This window comes from Streptomyces sp. NPDC091972, from assembly GCF_044756385.1.
Lineage (GTDB): Bacteria > Actinomycetota > Actinomycetes > Streptomycetales > Streptomycetaceae > Streptomyces.
On sequence record NZ_JBIVSV010000003.1, the window covers coordinates 234027 to 255981 of the forward strand.

The 21955-nt window shown below is 72.4% G+C and carries 20 protein-coding genes; 11 read left to right on the top strand and 9 right to left on the bottom strand.

The window, feature by feature from the left end; genetic code table 11:
* The first annotated feature begins 269 nt into the window (after positions 1 to 269).
* A complete protein-coding gene (locus ACIQJT_RS10185) occupies positions 270 to 1631 on the top strand; it encodes an FAD-dependent oxidoreductase (protein ID WP_402642594.1) in 1362 nt (453 codons plus the stop codon).
* On the opposite strand, the gene ACIQJT_RS10190 is transcribed toward ACIQJT_RS10185, so the two are convergent.
* Complete coding sequence (locus tag ACIQJT_RS10190) at positions 1632 to 2156, bottom strand: PadR family transcriptional regulator (protein WP_402641755.1); 525 nt, start codon at positions 2154 to 2156, stop codon at positions 1632 to 1634.
* 107 nt (positions 2157 to 2263) lie between these two features.
* Here ACIQJT_RS10190 and ACIQJT_RS10195 point away from each other — a divergent pair, with 107 nt between their 5' ends.
* Positions 2264 to 3019, top strand: coding sequence for an alpha/beta fold hydrolase (locus tag ACIQJT_RS10195; protein ID WP_402641758.1), 756 nt, complete (start codon positions 2264 to 2266; stop codon positions 3017 to 3019).
* Between the two features lie 6 nt (positions 3020 to 3025).
* Here ACIQJT_RS10195 and ACIQJT_RS10200 read toward each other — a convergent pair whose 3' ends face one another.
* Positions 3026 to 3625: a class I SAM-dependent methyltransferase gene (locus ACIQJT_RS10200; RefSeq protein WP_402641761.1), complete on the bottom strand. Its 600-nt coding sequence runs from the start codon at positions 3623 to 3625 to the stop codon at positions 3026 to 3028.
* A gap of 152 nt (positions 3626 to 3777) precedes the next feature.
* Between ACIQJT_RS10200 and ACIQJT_RS10205 the strand changes: the two genes are divergently transcribed.
* The 5 genes from ACIQJT_RS10205 (at position 3778) to ACIQJT_RS10225 (ending at position 8781) form a co-directional block, all read left to right on the top strand.
* Positions 3778 to 4551 carry an MHYT domain-containing protein gene (locus ACIQJT_RS10205; protein ID WP_402641763.1) on the top strand — a complete coding sequence of 258 codons (774 nt, stop codon included), beginning with the start codon at positions 3778 to 3780 and terminating at the stop codon, positions 4549 to 4551.
* Positions 4552 to 4614: 63 nt separating this feature from the next.
* Positions 4615 to 7140 (top strand): nitrate- and nitrite sensing domain-containing protein, encoded by a 2526-nt coding sequence (locus tag ACIQJT_RS10210; RefSeq protein WP_402641767.1) that lies wholly within the window; start codon positions 4615 to 4617, stop codon positions 7138 to 7140.
* On the top strand, positions 7137 to 7610 hold the full coding sequence (locus tag ACIQJT_RS10215; RefSeq protein ID WP_037707777.1) for a roadblock/LC7 domain-containing protein: 474 nt from the start codon (positions 7137 to 7139) through the stop codon (positions 7608 to 7610). Before ACIQJT_RS10210 ends, ACIQJT_RS10215 begins: the two co-directional genes overlap by 4 nt.
* A 22-nt stretch (positions 7611 to 7632) precedes the next feature.
* Positions 7633 to 8046 (top strand): DUF742 domain-containing protein, encoded by a 414-nt coding sequence (locus ACIQJT_RS10220; protein WP_365448724.1) that lies wholly within the window; start codon positions 7633 to 7635, stop codon positions 8044 to 8046.
* A gap of 129 nt (positions 8047 to 8175) precedes the next feature.
* The gene (locus tag ACIQJT_RS10225) at positions 8176 to 8781 is read left to right on the top strand and encodes an ATP/GTP-binding protein (RefSeq protein WP_053851955.1); all 606 of its coding nucleotides are present in this window, start codon (positions 8176 to 8178) and stop codon (positions 8779 to 8781) included.
* 30 nt (positions 8782 to 8811) lie between these two features.
* On the opposite strand, the gene ACIQJT_RS10230 is transcribed toward ACIQJT_RS10225, so the two are convergent.
* A complete protein-coding gene (locus ACIQJT_RS10230; RefSeq protein ID WP_365448726.1) occupies positions 8812 to 9240 on the bottom strand; it encodes a PPOX class F420-dependent oxidoreductase in 429 nt (142 codons plus the stop codon).
* Between the two features lie 94 nt (positions 9241 to 9334).
* On the opposite strand from ACIQJT_RS10230, the gene ACIQJT_RS10235 reads away from it, so the two are divergent.
* Entirely contained in the window at positions 9335 to 9748 is a 414-nt protein-coding gene (locus ACIQJT_RS10235) for a roadblock/LC7 domain-containing protein (RefSeq protein WP_365448728.1), read from the top strand.
* A gap of 123 nt (positions 9749 to 9871) precedes the next feature.
* Positions 9872 to 10753 (top strand): DUF6397 family protein, encoded by an 882-nt coding sequence (locus tag ACIQJT_RS10240; RefSeq protein ID WP_402641772.1) that lies wholly within the window; start codon positions 9872 to 9874, stop codon positions 10751 to 10753.
* Between the two features lies 1 nt (position 10754).
* Here ACIQJT_RS10240 and ACIQJT_RS10245 read toward each other — a convergent pair whose 3' ends face one another.
* Together ACIQJT_RS10245 and ACIQJT_RS10250 are read right to left on the bottom strand one after the other, a co-directional pair.
* Positions 10755 to 11621 carry an acyl-CoA thioesterase gene (locus ACIQJT_RS10245; RefSeq protein ID WP_402641775.1) on the bottom strand — a complete coding sequence of 289 codons (867 nt, stop codon included), beginning with the start codon at positions 11619 to 11621 and terminating at the stop codon, positions 10755 to 10757.
* A gap of 73 nt (positions 11622 to 11694) precedes the next feature.
* Entirely contained in the window at positions 11695 to 14208 is a 2514-nt protein-coding gene (locus ACIQJT_RS10250) for a DEAD/DEAH box helicase (protein WP_402641777.1), read from the bottom strand.
* A 145-nt stretch (positions 14209 to 14353) separates the two neighbouring features.
* On the opposite strand from ACIQJT_RS10250, the gene ACIQJT_RS10255 reads away from it, so the two are divergent.
* On the top strand, positions 14354 to 15148 hold the full coding sequence (locus tag ACIQJT_RS10255; protein WP_365448736.1) for a metal-dependent hydrolase: 795 nt from the start codon (positions 14354 to 14356) through the stop codon (positions 15146 to 15148).
* 47 nt (positions 15149 to 15195) lie between these two features.
* Here the strand turns inward: ACIQJT_RS10255 and ACIQJT_RS10260 are convergent, their stop codons facing one another.
* From ACIQJT_RS10260 to ACIQJT_RS10275, 4 genes are all read right to left on the bottom strand, one after another.
* Positions 15196 to 15459 carry a type B 50S ribosomal protein L31 gene (locus ACIQJT_RS10260; RefSeq protein ID WP_053851948.1) on the bottom strand — a complete coding sequence of 88 codons (264 nt, stop codon included), beginning with the start codon at positions 15457 to 15459 and terminating at the stop codon, positions 15196 to 15198.
* Between the two features lie 84 nt (positions 15460 to 15543).
* Entirely contained in the window at positions 15544 to 16014 is a 471-nt protein-coding gene (locus ACIQJT_RS10265) for a DUF5709 domain-containing protein (RefSeq protein ID WP_365448738.1), read from the bottom strand.
* Positions 16015 to 16286: 272 nt separating this feature from the next.
* The gene (locus tag ACIQJT_RS10270; protein ID WP_365448740.1) at positions 16287 to 18068 is read right to left on the bottom strand and encodes an ABC transporter ATP-binding protein; all 1782 of its coding nucleotides are present in this window, start codon (positions 18066 to 18068) and stop codon (positions 16287 to 16289) included.
* Positions 18065 to 19957: an ABC transporter transmembrane domain-containing protein gene (locus ACIQJT_RS10275; RefSeq protein ID WP_402641782.1), complete on the bottom strand. Its 1893-nt coding sequence runs from the start codon at positions 19955 to 19957 to the stop codon at positions 18065 to 18067. The genes ACIQJT_RS10270 and ACIQJT_RS10275 overlap by 4 nt, the downstream gene beginning before the upstream one ends.
* A gap of 271 nt (positions 19958 to 20228) precedes the next feature.
* On the opposite strand from ACIQJT_RS10275, the gene ACIQJT_RS10280 reads away from it, so the two are divergent.
* Entirely contained in the window at positions 20229 to 21851 is a 1623-nt protein-coding gene (locus ACIQJT_RS10280; protein ID WP_402641784.1) for a peptide-N4-asparagine amidase, read from the top strand.
* Positions 21852 to 21955 lie beyond the last annotated feature (104 nt).

Genomic DNA, 21955 nt, shown 5'->3' on the forward strand with positions numbered 1-21955 from the left:
GTCTTCCGCTCCTCAACGTAAGGTCGCGACGCCGACGGCAGAAGAGGGCCGGAGCGTCACCGTGCGGTCGAGGTCGGCGCGAAGGCCGCCGTCCGGCCGCGTTCGGAAGGGCCGGAAGAAGGGCCGGAAAACGGTCAACCTGTTCGGCGGGACGGGATACTTGTGTCTTCTCGCGACATGGCGACCAAGGGAGTGGATCGGTGAACGCTGCCGCGGACAAGGGCAGTCGGGGAGCGGGCGGCGGCCGGAGCGGACGGCATGCCGTCGTCGTGGGCGGAAGTCTCGCGGGGCTGCTCGCGGCCCACGTCCTGGCCGGGCACGTCGACCGGGTGACCGTCGTCGAGCGCGACCGCTACCCGCAGGGCGCGCAGCCACGGCCCGGCGTGCCGCAGGGGCGCCACCCGCACGTCCTGCTCAAGGGCGGCCAGACGGCCCTGGAGTCGTTGCTGCCGGGGTTCCTGACGGAGCTGAGGGAGGCGGGCGCCCCTCGCGTGGGCATGCCGGAGGACATGGTGCTGTGGCAGAGCGGACGCTGGTTCCGGCGGGTGTCCGCGACGACGCACATCTACACCGGCTCCCGCGCGCAGCTCGAGGAACTGGTGCGGCGGCGCGTCCTCGCCGACCCGGTGATCAGCGTGCTGGAGGCGACCGACGTCGTCGGACTGCTCGGTGACGCCACACGCGTGCGTGGTGTGCTGGTGCGGGACCGTTCCGGAGAGGCCCGCGCGAAGCCCCGCCCCTTGGAGGCCGATCTGGTCGTCGACGCCTCCGGCAGCGGTACGAAGGCCGCGCAGTGGCTCACGGCGATCGGCGCCGAGCCGCCGCACGAGGAGACCATCGACACCGGCCTCGCCTACGCCTCCCGCGTCTACCGCGGCACGGACGGCGCCCTCGACGGCGAGACCCGCGGCTACTACGCCTATCCGGACCCCGAGCAGGTGCACGCCGGAGGTGCGCTGCCCCTGGAGGACGGCACCCACCTGGTGATCGTCTCGGGTCTGCGCGGCGACGAACCCCCCACCGGGGACGACCAGTTCGTGACGTACGCCAAGAGGCTGCCGCACCCGCTGCTGCACCGGTGGCTGGACGGGGCCGAACCGCTGTCCCCGGCGTTCGGCTACCGGAGGACCGCGAACGTCCGCCGACGTTACGACCTGCTCGGCCGTCCGGCAGGCTTCCTCGCCACCGGCGACGCCCTGTGCACCTTCAACCCGATCTACGGACAGGGCATGGCCGTCGCCGCGATGAGCGCGGTCGCCCTGCGGGAAGCGCTGGCCGACCGGCGCCGCACGCCCACGACACGGCGGGTGCAGCGGGCGCTCCTCGCGGCGTCCCGGCTCGCGTGGGACATCTCCGCCGGGGCGGACCGCAAGATGCCGGGCGCGGTCGGCACGGCGACCGACGGCGGGTCCGCGGACCGGTTCGCCGGGTGGTACCTGAGCCGCGTGCAGGAGCGCGCCCCGGGCGACCCCGTCGTGGGGCGGGCCTTCCGGGCCGTCCTGACGCTCTCCGAGCCGGTCACCGCCCTGTTCGCCCCGCCCGTGGCCAGGGCCGTCCTCTTCGGCCCGCCCGCGCCGACGCCGACCGAGCCGCCGGCGGCACCGGAGAAGCCCGGGTCCCCGGTGTCCTGATCACCCGGAGAGCGACGTGATCGTCTCGCGCAGCCAGCCGAGCTCGGCCTGGGACGTGGCGCGGGCGATGGTCAGCACTCCGCGCCGGAACGGATCGTCCAACTCCTCGGCGCGCAACGGACGGTCGCCCTCGTAGAAGAAGCTCGCGGGCTCCTCCAGGAAGGCGAGCCGGCGCCGCAGCACGGCCGCCTGCGCGCCGGAGTCGTCCAGGTGCCGCAGGAAGGCGAGAACCGTGAACCACCGGTTCTCGTCGGTGATGTCACGCGTGGCCGGTTCGGCGAGCCGGCGGCGCAGCTCCTGGCGGCCCTCGGCGGTGAGCGTCAGGACGTGGCGGGGCGCGGCCACGGCACCGGGCTCCGTCGCCCGCGCCAGCAACCCCGCCTTCTCCAGCCGCTTGATGGCCGGATAGAGCGTGCTCTCGGCCACGGGACGCACGTGACCCGCCAGCGCCGTGATGCGTTTGCGCAGCTCATAGCCGTGCAGCGGGGTGTCGTAGAGGAATCCGAGGATGGCGAGCTCCAGCATGCACGCATTCTGCCGCACCGACGCTGTACCTCCCTGCCGTCATACTGCGGCTACGTAATACATCGGTACCGATGTATTGTCCTGGGTGGACAACCGAGGAGGGGCACATGAGGCAGGCCGAGTTCGACGGCAGGGGAAGCCGCATCCGCTGGACCGAGACGCCCGGTGAGGAACCGGCACGCGTGTACGTGCACGGGCTGGGAGCGGTCTCGGCCGTCTATCACGCGCACATCGCGGCCCGACCCGAACTCGCGGGCCGCCGCAGCCTGTTCGTCGATCTGCCCGGACACGGCACGAGCGATCGCCCCGAGGACTTCGGATACACGCTGGAGGACCACGCGGACGCCCTGGCGGCCGTCCTGGACGCCGCGCACCTGACCGGTGCCGAACTGATCGCGCACAGCATGGGCGGGTCGGTCGCGCTCGTGCTCGCCCACCGGAGGCCCGAGCTCGTCTCCCGGCTGGTCCTCACCGAGGCCAACCTCGACGCCGCGCCCCCGGCCACGGCGGGCAGCACCTGGATCGACGCCTACGAGGAGGACGACTTCGTGGCAGGCGGCCACGCGCGCGTGCTCGCGAAGGCCGGCCCCCTGTGGGCGGCGACCATGCGGCTGGCCGACCCGCGCGCCCTGCACCGCAGCGCGGCCGGACTCAGGCGGGGATCGGCGCCCACGATGCGAGCGATCCTCGAAGGCCTGCCGATCGAGCGCGTGTACCTCCAGGGCGAACTCAGCGGCGAGGTGGAGGGGCGAGAAGCACTGGAGGCGGCAGGAGTGCGCGTGGTGACCGTCCCCGGCGCCGGACACAACGTCATGTTCGACAACCCCGACGCCTTCGCCGCGGCGGTCGCCGGGAAGGAGTGACCAAGTTCAGTCCGCGCGGACGGCCAGGGCCAGGAAGCGGTCGTCCTCGTCGACGTACGAGCGCATGCGCCACCCCGAACCGGACAGCAGCGGACGGAGGTTGGGCTCGGCGCGCAGGTCCTCCGGCGTGACCTGCCGTCCCTGGCGCGCGGCGAGCGCGGCCCTGCCGATCGGATGGAACAGGGCCAGGACGCCGCCGGGCCGCACCACCCGGGCCAACTCGCGCAGGTTCTCGGACGGACTGGGCAGATGGGAGATCAGGCCCGCTCCGAAGACGGCGTCGAGCGACCGGGAACGGAGCGGCAGCGCCGCCACGTCGGCGAGCAGCAGCCGTCCGTCGCGGTCCCTGCCGGCCCGTACCGCCGCCTGGAGCATGGCCGGGGTCAGATCCGCCCCCACGACCACTCCCGAGGGCCCCACGGCCGCCCGCAGGGGCGGCAGGGCACGTCCGGTGCCGCAGCCAGCGTCGAGCACGCGGTCGCCCGCACGCAGCCCGAGCTCCGCGACCGCGGCGGCGTAGGCGGGGCCGTCGTCCGGGAACCGGCTGTCCCAGTCGGCGGCACGGGCCGAGAAGAATTCCTGGACGTGTGTGTGGTCGTCGCTCATGCTCCGCATGATCCCTCACCGACACGGATGACGACCGGGCGCACACGTTCGGGCGTGACGCGATCGTTCCGACGCATCTCTGTGCCACATTGCAACACCTTTCGAAATGCGCCCTCTTTGTGCGCCCCTGCGCCGACTAGCGTCCCCTGGCCATGGGACACCTGGACCACGCAGCCCTGGGCTGGCTGACGCCCGCACTCTCGTACGTCATGGCCTGCATCGGCGCCGCGCTCGGCCTGCGCTGCACCGTGCGTGCCCTCGCGGCCACCGGACGGTCGCGCCGCAACTGGCTGATCACCGCGGCCTCGGCCATCGGGACCGGCATCTGGACCATGCACTTCGTGGCCATGCTCGGCTTCAGCGTCAGCGGTACCGACATCCGCTACGACGTCCCGCTGACCATCGCGAGTCTCCTGGTCGCCATGGTCGTCGTCTCCGCGGGCGTCTTCGCGGTCGGCTACGGCCGCGACCGGGTCCGCGCGCTCCTCCTGGGCGGACTCACCACCGGCCTGGGCGTGGCGAGCATGCACTACCTGGGCATGGCCGCCGTACGGCTGCACGGCGGCGTCCACTACGACCCGCTGCTCGTCGGACTCTCCGTCCTCATCGCCGTCGTCGCGGCGACGGCGGCCCTGTGGGCGGCGCTCAACATCAAGTCGCCCGTGGCCGTCACCATCGCCTCGCTCATCATGGGCGCCGCGGTCAGCAGCATGCACTACACCGGCATGTTCGCGGTGAGCGTGCGGGTCTCGCCCTCCGGGGCCGTCCTGCCCGGGGCCACGGCGATGCAGTTCATCTTCCCGCTCGCCGTCGGCCTCGGCTCCTACCTGTTCCTCACCTCGGCCTTCGTCGCGCTGTCGCCCACCTCAGGAGAGCGCGAGGCATCCGCCTCCGCGCAGCGCACGGTCCAGGGCGTCCCCTCCTAGCGGCGGATCCGGGCCCGGCCGGCCCGACGACACGCCCCCGAACCACTCCCGAGCGAGGAGGCCATGCGTACACCGCGTAGGACCCCCACATCCGGCGCCGAGACGCCGCGGCAGACACCCGCACGCGGGCGTCGCGCCCATGCCGGACCACCCGCCGACGAAAGCCCGGACGACACCGCCGGGCCCCCGGCCGAGGACATACCCGCGCGCGCGGGACACTGGCGGATACGCCCCCGCACGGTCCGCGCCAAGATCGTCTGCCTGCTCATGGTGCCCGTCGTCTCCCTGCTCGCACTGTGGGCGTACGCCACCGTCAGCACCGCCCAGGACGTGTCCCGGCTGCGGCAGTTGCAGCGCGTGGACGACACCGTCCGCTCACCCGTCGCCGCCGCCGTGACCGCGCTCCAGGCGGAACGTGCCGCCGCCGTCCGTTACGCGACGGACCCGTCCACCGCGCGCAGCGACGACCTCCGCAGGCTCGCCGGGCGTACCGACGAGGCCGTGGCACGGCTGCGGCTCGGCGACGACAACACGGTCGCCGACAGCGAGGAACTGCCCGCCGGAGTCGCCCGCCGGCTCCAGGACTTCGTGACCGGCGCGGAACAACTGCGCTCCGTGCGCGCCGCCGTGCTCGACCGCAGCGCCGGATGGGACGAGACGTACGGCCGCTACACCAGCACCATCGCGGGCGCCTTCGCGGTGGGCGGAGCCCTCACCGGCATCCAGGACGCCGAACTCGGCTCCGACGCGCGCGTGCTGCTCGAGTTCTCCCGCGCGGGCGAGTCGCTGGCCCAGGAGGACGCCGTACTGGCGAGCGCGCGGTCGGCAGGTGTCCTCGCCGGGGAGCGGCTGCGGCTGTTCACCGGGGCCGTCGACACCCGCCGGGCCCTCACGCAGAGCGCCGTGGCCGACCTGCGCGGCTCCGACCGGGACGCCTGGCGGAAGGTCGCGGGCAGCGCCGCCTACGCCACGCTGACTGCCGCCGAGGACCGGGCACTTGCCGCCGGCCCCGGCGCCCGCGCCGTCCGGTCGACGCCGGAGCACACCTGGCAGACGGCACACACACGCGTGCAGGACGGCATGCGGGCCGTCGAACGGACCGCGGGAAGCGGCGTCTCCCACCGCGCCGACCCGTTCACGCGGGGACTGCTCACCCCGGCCGGGGCCGCCGTCCTGCTCGGCCTGATCGCCGTCGCCGCGTCGCTCGTCATCTCCGTGCGCATCGGACGCGGCCTCGTCGTCGAGCTCGTCAGCCTGCGCAACAGCGCCCTGGAGATCGCCCGCCGCAAACTCCCGGAGGCCATGGACCGGCTGCGCGCGGGCGACGAGATCGACATCCGGTCCGAGGCCCCGCCCGGGCCGCCGGCCGAGGACGAGACCGGTCAGGTCGCCGAGGCCCTGGCCACCGTGCACCGGGCCGCACTACGGGCCGCGGTGGAGCGCGCCGAACTGGCCAGCGGCATCTCCGGGGTCTTCGTCAACCTGGCCCGCCGCAGCCAGATCCTCGTCCACCGTCAGCTCAGCCTGCTCGACAGCATGGAACGCCGCTCCGACGACCCGAACGAACTGAGCGACCTCTTCCGGCTCGACCACCTCACCACCCGCATGCGCCGCCACGCGGAGAGCCTGATCATCCTCTCCGGAGCGGCACCCGGCCGCGCCTGGCGCATGCCGGTCCCGCTGACCAACGTGGTCCGCGCGGCCGTCTCCGAGGTCGAGGACTACGCCCGCGTGGAGGTGCGCCAACTGCCCGACGCGTCCGTGATCGGCGCGGCGGTCGCCGACCTCACCCACTTGCTGGCCGAGATCATCGAGAACGCGGCCCAGTTCTCGCCGCCCCACACGCGCGTGCGTGTCACCGGCGAACCCGTCGGCAACGGCTACGCCGTCGAGGTCGAGGACCGCGGTCTGGGCATGGGCAAGGAGACCCTCGCGGAGGCCAACCGCCGTATCGAGCAGTCCGAGGCACTCGACCTGTTCGACAGCGACCGGCTCGGCCTGTTCGTGGTCAGCAGGCTCGCCGCCCGGCACGGCATCAAGGTGCACCTGCGCACCTCGCCCTACGGCGGAACCACCGCGGTCGTCCTGCTGCCCACGGCGCTGCTGCACATCAAGGCGGCGGAACGTTCCCCCGCCCAGGCGGCGGACCGCGAACGGCGCACGGAACGCGAGTACGCGCGCGTGGCCGCCACCGAACGGGAGCAGGAGTCCGTGCCCGCCCCGTCCGAGCGGCCCGCTCTCGTGGCCCCCCTGACCGCCGCGGCCGACCGGGAACGGTCCGACACCCCGCCCTCCGGAGTCACCGCCCTGCGGCTGCACCGACCGCCCGAGGAACCGGAGGAGGCCGACGACCTCCCCCGCCGTGTCCGGCAGGCGAGCCTCGCTCCCCAGTTGCGCACGCAGCGCTCCCAGGAGCCGGCCCCGGCGGCCGCCGCCCGGGACGACGACGGCCGTACTCCCGAGGTCGTCCGGGACCGGATGGCGGCGTACCGGGACGGCTGGGCGCGCGGCGGGGGCAGGCGGCCCGGCCGCGGTGCCACCCCAGATTCCCCGGCGGGCAGATACAGCAGCGAAGGAGACCGAGGATGATCCAGGACCCGAGCACGAGGGCCGACATGGGGGTCCCCCCGCGCGAGCGCGGCCGGGAATGGGGGAGGTCCGGCGAACTCGACTGGCTGCTGGACGACCTGGTGCTGCGCGTCAGCGAGGTCCGGCATGCGGTGGTGCTCTCCAACGACGGCCTCGCCGTGGGCGCCTCGACGGATCTGCGGCGTGAGGACGCGGAACATCTTGCCGCGGTCTCCTCCGGTTTCCACAGCCTGGCGAAGGGCGCGGGCCGCCACTTCGGTGCCGGAGGAGTGCGCCAGACCATGGTCGAGATGGACGACGGCTTCCTGTTCGTGGCCGCCGCGGGGGACGGCTCCTGTCTCGCCGTCCTCACCGCGGTGACCGCGGACATAGGCCTGGTCGCCTACGAGATGGCACGGCTGGTCAAGCGGGTCGGCGAGCACCTCTACACGCCGCCGCGCGTGGGCGCGCGGCCACCCGCCGCCGGATGAGAGGGAAGGGCGGTCGGCTGAGATGACCGAGGACATGGCGGGCGTCCCGTACGGACAGGGAAGCCAGTGGTACGACGGCGAGGCCGGCCCCCTCGTCCGCCCCTACGCGATGACGGGAGGCCGCACCAGACCCGGCCCCACCGGGGTGCGTTTCGACCTGATCGCCCTCGTCACCCTCGACGTCGGCGCGCCCGGAGCCGGCGACGACACGGCGCTCGGGCCGGAACACCGGGCCCTCATCGACCTCTGCCGCACCGAGACGCAGTCGGTGGCGGAGCTGTCCGCGGGCGCCGACCTGCCCGTGGGCGTGGTCAGGGTGCTGCTGGGGGACCTCCTGGAACTCGGCTGTGTCAGCGTCAGCCGTCCGGTGCCTCCCGCGCAGTTGCCCGACGAACGGATTCTGCGCGAGGTGATCGAAGGGCTGCGGGCGCTGTAGATGAACGTTCAGAACCGGGCAACAAGCGGTCCAACCCCCCGAAGGGGGACTCCAGTTGTCATGATGCTGCCTTCGCGCCCCCGTACCGGCGTCGCCGCCCTTCGCCGGCCCTCCCGAGAGAAGTGATCGATGGTCTCCGAGAACTCCGACGCCCAGGGCGGCGAGACGACCGCCCTCGCGCTGAAGATACTGGTCGCCGGCGGGTTCGGCGTGGGCAAGACCACCCTGGTCGGCGCGGTCAGCGAGATCAGGCCGCTGCGCACGGAGGAACTGCTCAGCGAGGCGGGCCAGTCGGTGGACGACACCGACGGTGTGGACCAGAAGGTCACCACCACCGTAGCCATGGACTTCGGGCGGATCACCATCCGCTCGGGCCTGTCCCTCTATCTCTTCGGCACCCCCGGCCAGGACCGCTTCTGGTTCCTGTGGGACGAGTTGTCACAGGGGGCCCTGGGTGCCGTGGTCCTCGCGGACACCCGGCGCCTGGAGGACTGCTTCCCGGCCGTGGACTACTTCGAGCACCGGCACATCCCGTTCGTGGTGGCCGTCAACTGCTTCGCCGGCGCCCGGACCTACGGCGCCCACGACGTCTCGCGCGCCCTCGATCTCGACCAGGGCACCCCCGTGGTGCTGTGCGACGCACGGGACCGCGACTCGGGCAAGGAGGTGCTGATCAGGCTGGTCGAGTACGCCGGGCGGATGCACACCGCCCGGCTGCTCGACTCGGTGGGCTGACCGCGGGCGAGGGGCCGGCCCACCGGCACGTCACTCCGCGACGGCCTTCTCCGCCAGCACCTTGTCGATCTTCACGCGGACGAGGAGTTCGCCCGGGACTCCGTTGCGGGCGCCGAACTCCTCGGCCCGTTCCTCGCCCATGTACCGCGCCCCGATCCGGCCGGCCCAGTGCCGGACCTCGTCGAGGTCCTCGGACAGCAGGGCCCGGCCACGCAGCACCACGTAGTCGAAGGGCGGCCGGTCGTCGTCCACGCACAGGGCGACACGGCCGTCCCGCGCCAGGTTGCGCCCCTTCACGGTCTCCTTCCCGGTGTTGAACACCAGGTCGTCACCGTCGAGCACGAACCAGATCGGCGCCACATGCGGACTTCCGTCGGCCCGGACGGTCGACAACTTGCCGGTGCGGGTGCCGTGCGAGACGAACTCCCGCCATTCCTCATCGGTCATCTTCTGTGCCATGTCCCCATTCTCCTTGCCCCGTTGACGGTCGTGGGGAAGGCTTGCTGAGGGATCCTCCGGGCAGGAGGGGACGTCACACGGGGAGACGGGACACATGCCGCAGAAGCAGGGGCTCGGCTGGCTGCTGGACGATCTGACCGAGCGCGTCGAGCACGTGCGGCACGCACTCGTGCTGTCCAACGACGGGCTGGTGACCGGCGCCAGTACCGGACTGCGCCGCGAGGACGCGGACCATCTCGCCGCCGTCTCGTCGGGGCTGCACAGCCTGGCCAAGGGCTCGGGACGCCACTTCGGCGCGGGCCAGGTACGGCAGACGATGATCGAGTTCGACGACGCGGTGCTGTTCGTCACCGCGGCGGGCACCGGTAGCTGTCTGTGCGTGCTGAGCGGCTCCGAGGCCGACATCGGCCGGATCGCCTACGAGATGACGCGGCTCGTCAACCGGGTCGGCGAGCATCTCGACGTGGACGCCCGCCACCCCGAGCGGAGCCCTGAGACAGAGCTCTGACCTGCAAGTTCTCCAGCTCCTCGGGGTTATCCACAGGCTCCCCGCGCTCCTCGTCCCACCGGCTACGGTTTCTGTCACGGCGAGCGCACTCAGCGTGAGCGACGACTACACGGGGGAGCGAGCATGACGAGCAGCACCATCACCCGACTCCAGCGAACCGCCTACACCTCCAGCCGCGCCGCACGGGAACTGGGCCTCAAGCGCAGTGAGTTCGACCTCGCGGTCCACCTCGGCCGGATCCGGACGGTCCCCGACGAAGGGGGAGGGGGCCGACGCATCGCGCGGTCGGAGGTCGACCGGCTGCGGGCCACGGACGGCTTTCCCGACTCACTGCGCGAACGGGTACGGCTCGTGGGCACCACCGAGGGCGCGAAGGTCATGGACATCCCCGTCGGCAGGTTCACGCGCCTCGCACGCCTCGGCCTGTTCTCGCCGGTGCGCTTCTATCTGAACCGCTACCGGGCCGTCGTCTGGCTGTATCTGGCGGACGAACTCGCGGAGTTCGCGACCGTGGCGGAGAACAGGCCGCTGCTGACCGCACGGCGTATGCCCGAGAGCCTGCGCGACCTGCTGGACGAGGGCGTGGACCTCCGCGCCCGCAACTGGCGCGGACGCCACCGCGGGTTCCTCCTGCGGCTGGCCCAGGACCCCTGGGAGAGCGCCGGAGTCCTTGCCGCGTTCCTCGATCCCGTCCGGCTCGCGGAGCTCGTCCCGGACCCCTACGAGCGGTCCCGCCTGAGCCGCTTCCGGCCGGCACCACCCGCGCACGGGGTGCCGGCCACCCCCGCCGGGCAGCTCGTCGAGAAGATCATGACGGCGGACGACCCGGCCGAGACCGCCTGGCTGAGGACCGAACTGGCCCGCGCCCTCGAGGACGCGCGGCGCTTCCGGCCGGCGCCCCGGCCGGCGGGCCGGCAGGCACCGTCCGTCCCTCCGGCGGAGGAGCCGGCACCGCGGGAACCGTCCCGCGGACTGCTGGGCTGGCTCCGCCGCAGAAGCGCCTGACCTACAGCGGGCGGAACAGCCCCTCCTGGACGACGGACACCAGCAGCCGTCCCTCCCGGTCGTAGATCCGGCCACGGGCGAGCCCGCGGCCACCCGTCGCGATGGGCGACTCCTGGTCGTACAGGAACCACTCGTCCGTGCGGAACGGCCGGTGGAACCACATGGCGTGGTCCAACGACGCGATGTCGAAGCTCCGCGGGCCCCACAGGGGCTGGACCGGGAGGCGGACGGCGTCCAGGAGCGTCATGTCGCTCGCATAGGTCAGCGCGCAGGTGTGCACGACCGGGTCGTCCCCGAGCGGCCCGACCGCGCGCATCCACACCGCGCTGCGCGGCTCGGCGTCCTTGACCTCCTCGGCGGTCCAGCGCAGCCGGTCCACGTAGCGGATGTCGAAGGGCTGGCGGCGCGCCATCCGCTCCAACTGCTCCGGCAGCTCGCCCAGATGCTCCCGGATCTCGTCGCTCACCCTCGGCAGGGACTCCGGGTCCGGGACCTTGCGGGCGGGAGGGAGCTGGTGCTCGAAGGGACCTTCCTCGGGCTTGTGGAAGGAGGCGGTGAGATTGAAGATCGTGCGGCCCTGCTGCACGGCGGTGACCCGGCGCGTCGTGAACGACCGTCCGTCCCGCACCCGCTCGACCTGGTACACGATCGGTACGCCGGGCCGGCCCGGGCGCAGGAAGTACGCGTGCAGCGAGTGCACCGGACGCTCGCCGTCCGTGGTCCGGGCGGCGGCGACCAGCGCCTGTCCCGCCACCTGGCCGCCGAAGACCCGCTGGAGGGACTCGTGCGGGCTTCGGCCGCGGAAGATGTTGACCTCGATCTGCTCCAGGTCGAGCAGGTCGACGAGCCTCTCGGCCGGGTTCGTCATGGGTGGGATTCTCCTTGGCTCACAACTGGCCTGCGGCTCACAACTGGCCTGCGGCGCGCGGCCGGCCCGTGGCTCACAGCTGGCCGACGTCGGTGACCCGGACGACCGCGCGGCCCTCGGCGTCGGAGGCGGTGAGGTCGATCTCGGCGCTGATGCCCCAGTCGTGGTCGCCGTTCGGGTCGGCGAAGGTCTGCCGGACACGCCACAGCCGGTTCTGCGGCTCCTCCTCGATCCGCAGCAGCTTGGGGCCGCGGGCGTCGGGGCCGGTGCCGAGGTCGTCGTACTCGTCCCAGTATCTGTCCATCGCCTCGCCCCACGCGTCGGCGTCCCAGCCGGACTCGCCGTCCATCTCGCCGAGCTCCTCGACCTGGTCCAGGGCGGCGAGTTCGACGCGGCGGAACAGGGCGTTGCGGACCAGGACGCGGAAGGCGCGCGCGTTGGCGGTGACCGGCTTGACCTCGTCGGCCTTCTCCTGGGCCTCCTCGGCGGTCATCTCCTCCGGGTTGGCGAGCTGCTCCCACTCGTCGAGGAGGCTGGAGTCGACCTGGCGGACCGTCTCGCCGAGCCACTCGATCAGGTCCTGAAGATCCTCGGACTTCAGGTCGTCCGGGATGTTGTGGTCGAGCGCCTTGTAGGCACTCGCGAGGTAGCGCAGGACGATGCCCTCGGTGCGGGCGAGGTCGTAGAAGGACACCAACTCCGTGAAGGTCAGCGCCCGCTCGTACATGTCGCGGATGACGGACTTCGGGGAGAGGGGATGGTCGCCGACCCAGGGGTGGCTCTTGCGGTAGGTGTCGTACGCGTGGAAGAGGAGCTCCTCCAGCGGCTTCGGGTAGCTGATGTCCTGGAGACGCTCCATGCGCTCCTCGTACTCGACGCCGTCCGCCTTCATCGCGGCCACCGCCTCGCCCCTCGCCTTGTTGAGCTGGGCCACGAGGATCTGCCGGGGGTCGTCCAGCGTGGACTCCACGACGGACACCATGTCCAGGGCGTAGGACGGCGATTCCGGGTCGAGCAGCTCGAACGCGGCGAGCGCGAACGTGGACAGCGGCTGGTTGAGCGCGAAGTCCTGCTGGAGGTCCACGGTGAGGCGGACGATCCGTCCGGTGGCGTCGGGCTCGTCGAGCTTCTCGACGATGCCGCCGTCCAGCAGCGAGCGGTAGATGGCGATCGCCCGCCGGATGTGCTTGAGCTGCTGCTTGCGCGGCTCGTGGTTGTCCTCCAGGAGGTGCCGCATCGCCGCGAAGGCGTTGCCGGGGCGGGCGATCACCGACAGCAGCATGGTGTGGGTGACCCGGAACCGGGACGTCAGCGGCTCCGGCTCGGAGGCGATCAGCTTCTCGAAGGTGTTCTCCGACCAGGCGACGAACCCCTCGGGCGCCTTCTTGCGGACGACCTTGCGGCGCTTCTTCGGGTCGTCGCCCGCCTTGGCGAGCGCCTTCTCGTTCTCGATGACGTGCTCGGGAGCCTGGGCGACGACGAAGCCGGCCGTGTCGTAGCCGGCCCGGCCCGCGCGGCCGGCGATCTGGTGGAACTCGCGGGCGCGCAGGGTGCGGACGCGGCTGCCGTCGTACTTGGTCAGCGCCGTGAACAGGACCGTGCGGATGGGCACGTTGACACCGACGCCGAGGGTGTCCGTGCCGCAGATGACCTTCAGCAGGCCGGCCTGGGCGAGCTTCTCCACCAGGCGGCGGTACTTGGGCAGCATGCCGGCGTGGTGGACACCGATGCCGTGCCGCACGTAGCGGGAGAGGTTGCGGCCGAACTTGGTGGTGAAGCGGAAGTTGCCGATCAGGTCGGCGATCTGGTCCTTCTCCTCGCGCGTGCACATGTTGATGCTCATCAGCGCCTGCGCCCGCTCCACGGCCTGCGCCTGCGTGAAGTGCACGATGTACACCGGCGCCTGCTTGGTCTCCAGGAGCTCCGTCAGGGTCTCGGTGAGCGGGGTGAACTTGTACTCGTAGGAGAGCGGGACCGGACGGGTCGCCGAGCGGACCACCGACGTCGGCCGGCCGGTGCGCCGGGTGAGGTCCTTCTCGAACATCGAGACGTCGCCGAGCGTGGCCGACATGAGGACGAACTGCGCCTGGGGCAGCTCCAGGATCGGGATCTGCCAGGCCCAGCCGCGGTCCGCCTCGGCGTAGAAGTGGAACTCGTCCATGACGACCTGGCCGACGTCCGCGTTCCTGCCGTCGCGCAGCGCGATCGACGCCAGCACCTCGGCGGTGCAGCAGATGACGGGGGCGTCGGCGTTGACGGAGGCGTCTCCGGTCAGCATGCCGACGTTCTCCGTGCCGAACATCTTGCACAGCTCGAAGAACTTCTCCGACACGAGGGCCTTGATGGGCGCTGTGTAGAAGGTGACCTCGTCACGGGCGAGGGCGGCGAAGTGCGCACCCGCCGCGATCATGCTCTTGCCGGAGCCGGTGGGCGTCGACACGATCACGTTCGCGCCGGACACCACCTCGATCAGCGCCTCCTCCTGGTGGGGGTAGAGCGTCAGACCCCGCTCCTCCGTCCACGACTCGAAGGCTTCGTAGAGGGCGTCGGGATCGGCGGTCGGCGGGAGCTGATCGATGAGGGTCACCCACCCATCTTGCCTGCCCGGATGCCCGAGGGGGGAATCGGATGCGGGTCCGAAGATCACGACCAGTACGCTGTGACGCCGACGGAGCGTCAGCGGCGCCGGTCAACTGGACAGTGGCACACGAGGAATGGGGCGGGCGACGCCGATGATGGGACCAGCACACTCACTGTCGGGCGCCGCGGCCTGGCTGGGCGTAGGAGCGGCTGCCGCCGCATCCGGGCACACCATGCCCTGGCCCGTCCTGCTGGCCGGGGCCCTGATCTGCGCGGGTGCCGCGCTCGCTCCCGACCTCGACCACAAGGCGGCCACGATCTCGCGGGCCTTCGGGCCGATCTCAAGGGCCCTGTGCGAGATCGTCGACAAGCTCTCGTACGCCGTCTACAAGGCCACCAAGAAGCAGGGCGACCCGCGCCGCTCCGGCGGGCACCGCACGCTCACCCACACCTGGCTGTGGGCGGTACTGATCGGCGCGGGATGCTCGGTGGCGGCGATCACCGGTGGCCGCTGGGCCGTGCTGGCGATCCTGTTCGTGCACATGGTGCTGGCCATCGAGGGCCTGCTGTGGCGGGCGACCCGGGGCTCCAGCGCGGACGTCCTGGTGTGGCTGCTGGCCGCGACCAGCGCGTGGATCATCGCGGGCGTCCTGGACAAGCCGGGCAACGGCTCGGACTGGCTGTTCACGCAGCCGGGCCAGGAGTACCTGTGGCTGGGGCTGCCGGTCGTGCTGGGTGCGCTCGTGCACGACATCGGGGACGCGCTGACCGTCTCCGGCTGCCCGATCCTGTGGCCGATCCCGGTGGGCCGCAAGCGCTGGTACCCGATCGGCCCGCCGAAGGTGATGCGCTTCCGGGCCGGGAGCTGGGTGGAGCTGAAGGTGCTCATGCCGGCGTTCATGCTGCTCGGGGGAGTGGGCTGCGCGGCGGCCCTCAACTTCATCTGAGGCGGGGACACGGGCCGGGGCGCCGGCCGGGGCCTGAGGGCTTCCCGTCAGCCCTGACCGGTCCCGGTCCCGCCTCCGTAGCGCCGTTCGAAGGCGGCCACGCGTCCCTCGGAGTCCACCGTCCGCGCCTTGCCGGTGTAGAAGGGGTGGCTCTCGGAGGAGATCTCCACGTCCACCACCGGGTACGTCTCGCCGTCGTCCCACTCGATGGTCTGCTCGCTGGTGGCGGTCGACCGGGTCAGGAAGGCGTAGCCGGCGGAGCGGTCGCGGAAGACGACCTCGTGGTAGTCGGGGTGCTTGTCCTGCTGCATGGATGCTCCTCGGGGGACGTGGCGTACGGCGTGGGCGGTACGGCGGTGGGGGCAGGTGCGGGAACGGCGGGGCGGCAGCGCGGGTCAGCCGGGCAGGGACTCCTCGTCGACGATGTGCATCGCGGCCTCCTCCGCGGACGCGGCGGCTCCGTCGATGCCCACGTCCGTGGCGACCAGCGCGCTCTCCTCGTCCTCGTGGACCCCTTCGTCGGGGGCCACGAGACGGCCCGAGCGCATCGCGCCGACCTCGTTGTCCAGCAGTTCGCCGTCGGTGCCGTCGCAGTCACCGATGCCGTCGCCGTCGACGGGCGCGAGGTCGGGCGTCTCCTCCGCGAGCCGCTGGTCCAGCGTCTCGCCCCGGCGGCGCTCGGCGGCCGTCACACCGCTGTGCTCCACCGCCCACGGTTTCTCCGGCGGGGACCAGCCGCGGTCGAGCGGATCGCCGACTCCGTCGTCCTCCAGGGTGTCCTCCGCGTCGAGCAGACCCGCGTCGTCCTGGATCTCGGAGCCGTCGGGCTGGTAGACGTCGTCTCCCCATCCGTCGGAGCTGTCCACGGATACCTCCAGGTGAAGGGGACGGACCCGGTCCTGCCGCGGCCCGGGGCGGACCGCGGACTCACGGGGCACTCGCCGCGCCCACCGTCGAACCCTGCCGTCCGCGGGCGCTCCCTGAGCCGGTGCTGCTGTCCAGCCTTCCACCCCCGCTCGGGACTGCGCAACGCCAGCGCGGACGCCGTGGCGGCCGGAGCGGGTGGGGAGGGCGACGGGGTGCGCCAGGCTCGGCGATGCCGGGGCGGGTGCCCCGGTACCGCCGAACCCGCCCGTCCTCACCCGTGCCAGGACCTCCACAGCGCCGCATACGCCCCCTCCGCCGCGACGAGCTCGTCGTGGCTGCCCAGTTCGCTGATGCGGCCGTTCTCGACGACGGCGATGACGTCGGCGTCGTGGGCGGTGTGCAGGCGGTGGGCGATGGCGACCACGGTGCGGCCGTCGAGGACGCGGGCCAGGGAGCGCTCCAGGTGACGCGCCGCCCGGGGATCCAGCAGCGAGGTCGCCTCGTCCAGGACCAGCGTGTGCGGGTCGGCCAGCACCAGGCGGGCCAGCGCGACCTGCTGGGCCTGGGCCGGAGTGACGGTCAGCCCGCCGGAGCCGACCTCGGTGTCGAGGCCGTCGTCGAGGGCCCGCGCCCACCCGTCCGCGTCGACCGCGCCGAGGGCCGCCCACAGCTCGGCGTCCGTGGCGTCCGTCCGGGCGAGCAGGAGGTTGTCGCGCAGGGAGCCCACGAAGACGTGGTGCTCCTGGTTGACGAGGGCCACGTGCTCGCGGACCCGTTCGGCGGGCATCCGGGACAGCTCGGCCCCGCCGAGGGTGATCCGGCCGTCCCGGGGCGCGTAGATGCCGGCCAGCAGCCTGCCCAGGGTGGACTTGCCGGCGCCCGAGGGGCCGACCAGCGCCAGCCTGGTGCCGGGCGCGACCTCCAGGGACACCTTGCGCAGGACGTCGACGCCCTCCAGGTAGCCGAAGTGCACCCGGTCGGCGTGGACGTCCCGCCCCTCGGGAGCGAGCCCGGCGTCGCCGGCGGCCGGCTCGATGTCCCGGACCCCGACCAGCCGGGCCAGCGACACCTGGGCCACCTGGAGCTCGTCGTACCAGCGCAGGATCAGCCCGACCGGATCGACCAGCATCTGCGCGATCAGGGCGCCCGTCGTCAACTGGCCGACCCCGATCCAGCCCTGGAGGACGAACACCCCGCCCACCATCAGCACCGACGAGAGGATCATCACGTGGCTGACGTTGACGCACGGGAAGAGCACCGACCGCAGCCACAGCGTGTACCGCTCCCAGGCCGTCCACTCCTTGATCCGCCGCTCCGACAGCTCGATGCGGCGCGCGCTCAGCCGGTGCGCCTCGACGGTGCGCCCGGCGTCCACGGTCTCGGCGAGCGCGGCGGCCACGGCGGCGTAGCCGGCGGCCTCCGAGCGGTACGCCGAGGGCGCCCGCTTGAAGTACCAGCGGCAGCCGATCACCAGTACCGGCAGGGCGAGGAGCACGGCGGCGGCCAGGGGCGGCGCGGTGATCACCAGCCCGCCGAGGAGCAGGGCCGCCCACACCACGCCGATCGCGAGCTGCGGCACGGCCTCCCGCATCGCGTTGCCGAGCCGGTCGATGTCCGTCGTGATCCGGGACAGCAGGTCACCGGTGCCGGCCCGTTCCAGGACGCCCGGCGGCAGGCCGACCGCCCGTACGAGGAAGTCCTCGCGCAGGTCCGCCAGCATGCGCTCGCCGAGCATCGAACCGCGCAGCCGCACCTGCCGTACGAAGACGGCCTGGACGACCAGTGCGATCAGGAACAGCCCGGCCGTCAGCTCCAGACGGAGTTCCCGGGCCCCGTCCGACACCCGCTCGACGAGGTCGCCGAGGAGCCAGGGTCCGACCATGGAGGCCACCACCGCGACGGTGTTGACGCCGACCAGGAGCGCGAAGGCGCGGCGGTGCCGGTGGAACAGTTCGGCCACGTAGGCGCGTACGGTCGCGGTGGCCCCGACGGGCAGGGTGGTCGCCGTCGTCGGTGCCGCCGGGTCGTACGCCGGTGGCGCCACGCCGATCATGCGCTCTCCTCGATCTCTTCCAGTTCGTGCAACAGGTCCCGCTCGTTCAGCGCGCCTTGTTCGCGCACCACGTCCCGCTTGTGCAGCGCGTCTTCCTTGCCGGGCACCTGCCGGTCGATCGGCACGCCGTCCGACGCGGCCTCCTCGTCCGTCTCGCGGGTGACGACCGCGCGGTACCGGGGTTCCTTGCGCACCAGTTCGCGGTGCACGCCGACGGCCACGACCTCGCCCTCGTGCACGAGCACCACGCGGTCGGCGTGGTCCAGGAGCAGCGGCGAGGAGGTGAACACCACGGTGGTGCGCCCGGCCCGCAGGTCACGGATGCCCTGGGCGATCCGCGCCTCGGTGTGCGAGTCGACGGCGGAGGTCGGTTCGTCCAGGACGAGCACCTCCGGGTCGGTGAACAGGGACCGGGCCAGGGCCAGCCGCTGGCGCTGGCCGCCGGACAGGGACCGTCCGCGTTCGGTGATGCGCGCGTCCATCGGGTCCTCGGCGTCCAGGGAGCCCTGGACGAGAGCCGCCAGCACGTCCGCGCACTGCGCGGCCGCGAGCGCCTCCTCGGCGCCGACGTCACCCGAGGCGGGCACGTCGAGCAGTTCGCGCAGGGTTCCGGAGAGCAGGACCGGGTCCTTGTCCTGGACGAGGACCGCCGTGCGCGCCGCGTCGAGCGGCAGCTCGTCCAGCGGCACCCCGCCCAGCAGCACCGACGTGCCCTGGTCCGCGGGGTGCCCGCCGAGGCGTTCCGCGAGCAGCCCCGCCGCGTCCGGGTCGCCGCACACCACCGCGGTGAGCCGGCCGGAGGGGGCGAGCAGACCGGTGGCCGGGTCGTACAGGTCCCCGCCGGGCGGTCCGTCCCCGTCGCGGCCCCGGTCCCCGGAACCCTCGGCGGAGGTGGCCCGCTCCAGCGACAGCACCCGGGCGGCCCGCGTGGCCGACGGCCGGGAGAAGGAGTACGCCATGGCGATCTCCTCGAAGTGCCGCAGCGGATAGGTCAGGATCATGACCGAGCTGTAGACGGCGACCAGTTCGCCGATCTCGACGCGACCCTGCCGGGCCAGGTGGACGCCGTACCAGACGACCGCGATGAGCAGCAGCCCCGGCAGCAGCACCTGGATGGCGGCGATCAGCGACCACATGCGGGCGCTGCGCACGGCCGCGTGGCGGACCTCCTGGGAGGCCCTGCGGTAGCGGTCGAGGAAGAGTTCCTCGCCGCCGATGCCGCGCAGTACCCGCAGACCGGCGACGGTGTCGGAGGCCAGTTCGGTGGCGCGGCCGGCCTTCTCCCGCTGGAAGTCGGCGCGTCGGGTCGCGCGGGGCAGCAGCGGCAGGGCGGCGAGGGCCAGGACCGGCAGGCCCACGGCGACCACCACGCCGAGCGCCGGCTGGTAGACGACCAGTCCGGCGCAGACCACGACGACGGTGACCGCCGCCGCGGTGAACCGTGACCAGGCCTCCACGAACCAGCCGATCTTCTCGACGTCGCCGGTGGAGACGGCCACGACCTCGCCGGCCGCGACCCGCCGGGTCAGCGCAGAGCCCAGGTTGGCGGCCTTGTGCGCCAGCAACTGCTGGACGCGCGCGGCGGCCGTGATCCAGTTGGTGACGGCGGTGCGGTGCAGGAAGGTGTCGCCGAGCGCGCTGCCGAGGCAGCACAGGGCCAGCAGGCCGCCGGCGAGGGCGAGCCGGCGGCCGGAGTGGTCGACGACCGCCTGGACGGCCACCCCGACGCAGAGGGGCAGCGCGGAGACGGAGAGGAAGTGCAGCAGTCCCCAGGCCAGTGACTTGAGCTGTCCGCCCAACTGGTTCCTGAAGAGCCACCACAGGAACCGGGAGCCCGAGCGGGCGTCCGGCACTCCCGGGTCGGGATACGGAAGGTCTTGGATCTGCATGACGTGTGACGTCCCAGTGGCTCGTGTCAGGGGGGTGGGAGGGAGCCGCACACGGCGGCTGCAAACCGTGAAAGGTTCGCCGCAGAGCGTGGTCGGAGGCAACAGGTTTTCCGCCGTGCCGTACAGATCCGGCTGAGCTCGCGGGAACCGGCCCGCCCGTCCCGGCTGCGGCCATGGAGCGAGGAGCACACCCGCGCGTGTCCGCCTCGCCGCGCACCGCCGGGGGGAGGCGTCATTGCGGGACGTGCCCGACTCGCCGTAGAACACGGCCATGAAGAGACGGATCGCCATGTCCATGCTCGCCGGAGCGACCCTCCTGGCGGGCACCCTGTTCGGAGCGGCACCCGCCCAGTCCGCGCAGGCCAGACCCACGGCAGCCCGACAGGCCGCCGTCCCGGCCGAGTTCGGCACCGACTGGCACGACCCGGTCACCGCCGCGCCGCCCGTCACCAGGCCCTCGGGCCGGTCGTGCCAAGTCACGGTCGCCGAGGCGCAGTTCAGGGACTTCACCCCGTACACCGGGAGTTACGCCCCGCCCGAGGGATGCGGCGACCGTTGGGCCAAGGTCGTGCTGCGCATGGACGGCAAGGTCAAGGGACGGCAGTTCGACCGGCTCGGGTACCTGCACGTCGGCGGGGTCGAGATCTTCCGTACGTCCACCCCGCAGCCCTCGCCCGACGGCATCGAGTGGTCCGTCGAGAAGGACGTCACGCGGTACAGCGACACCTTCCGCGGCACCCACGACGTGGAGATGCTCATCGGGAACGTCGTCGACGACACGTACACCGGGATCATCGACGTGAAGGTCACGCTCACCTTCTACCCGGGCCGCGAGGCCGCCTCGGTGCCGGACCGGGTGCTGACGCCCGACGGCAACACCCTCACCACCCCCCGCAACAGCGAACGCGTCGTGGCCGAGGTCTACGCCACCGGCTCGGGCGGCGGCTGCGAGGAGTACTGGTACCTGGCGGTGCCCTCGAACGCGCCGTACTCCTGCCAGGCCGACGACGGCCCCTACCGCGAGGTGCAGATCAAGGTGGACGGTCGACTGGCGGGAATCGCCGCCCCGTTCCCGACCGTGTGGACCGGTGGCTGGTCGAACCCCTTCCTCTGGTACGTCGTGCCGGGCCCCCGCGCCCTCGACGTCAAGCCGATCGAATACGACCTGACCCCCTTCGCCGGCATCCTCAACGACGGGGGCCCGCACCGCGTGGAGGTCGCGGTCGTCGGCGTCCCCGAGGGGCAGCCGGGCTGGAGCGCCCCCGTGAACGTCCTCGTCTGGCAGGACGCCGAGCGGGCCCACGTCACCGGCAAGCTCACCGCGCACACGAGCGGCGATCTCGCCGACTCCTCGACGTACACGCCCGGTTCGGAACACCGTGTGGACACCCGGGGTGACCACCGGCTCACCGTCGCCGGGTACGTGGACACCTCGCACGGCCGCGTCACGACCACCGTCCGGCGCTCGCTCGCGAACACCTCCACCCACCGCTGGGCCGACGGCGAGAACCCCGACGCGCTCCGGGCGACCTGGACGGACGACGAGTCGGTCACCGTCGACGGCCGCGGCCCGGCCAGGACCACCCGCACCCACCGCACGTACACGATGGACGGCACCACCACGATCGGCACGGGCGACCGGCTGCGCACCGTGCTGACCCTCGGTGACCGCGCCGACGTCACGGTGACCCGGGCCGGTCACCGCACCGGGTGGTACGGGCTCGACGACACCTACACCGGCGACGCCACGTACGCGATCAACGTCCCGCGCGACCAGCGGCACGCGGTGGGGACGAGCAGTGAGCGTTACCGCATCCGTGGTTCGTCCGGCTGCTACGACCGCTACCTCGCCACCGCCCAGGGGGTGGTGACCGAGGAGACCGACCGCTGCTGAAGCGAGTTGTGTGCGATGCGTCACAGGTGCGGTGATTTACCTGGCCGAAACGCGACGGTCTCCCGCGTGATCGACGGGCCCTCCAGAGTGATCAAGACGGAAGC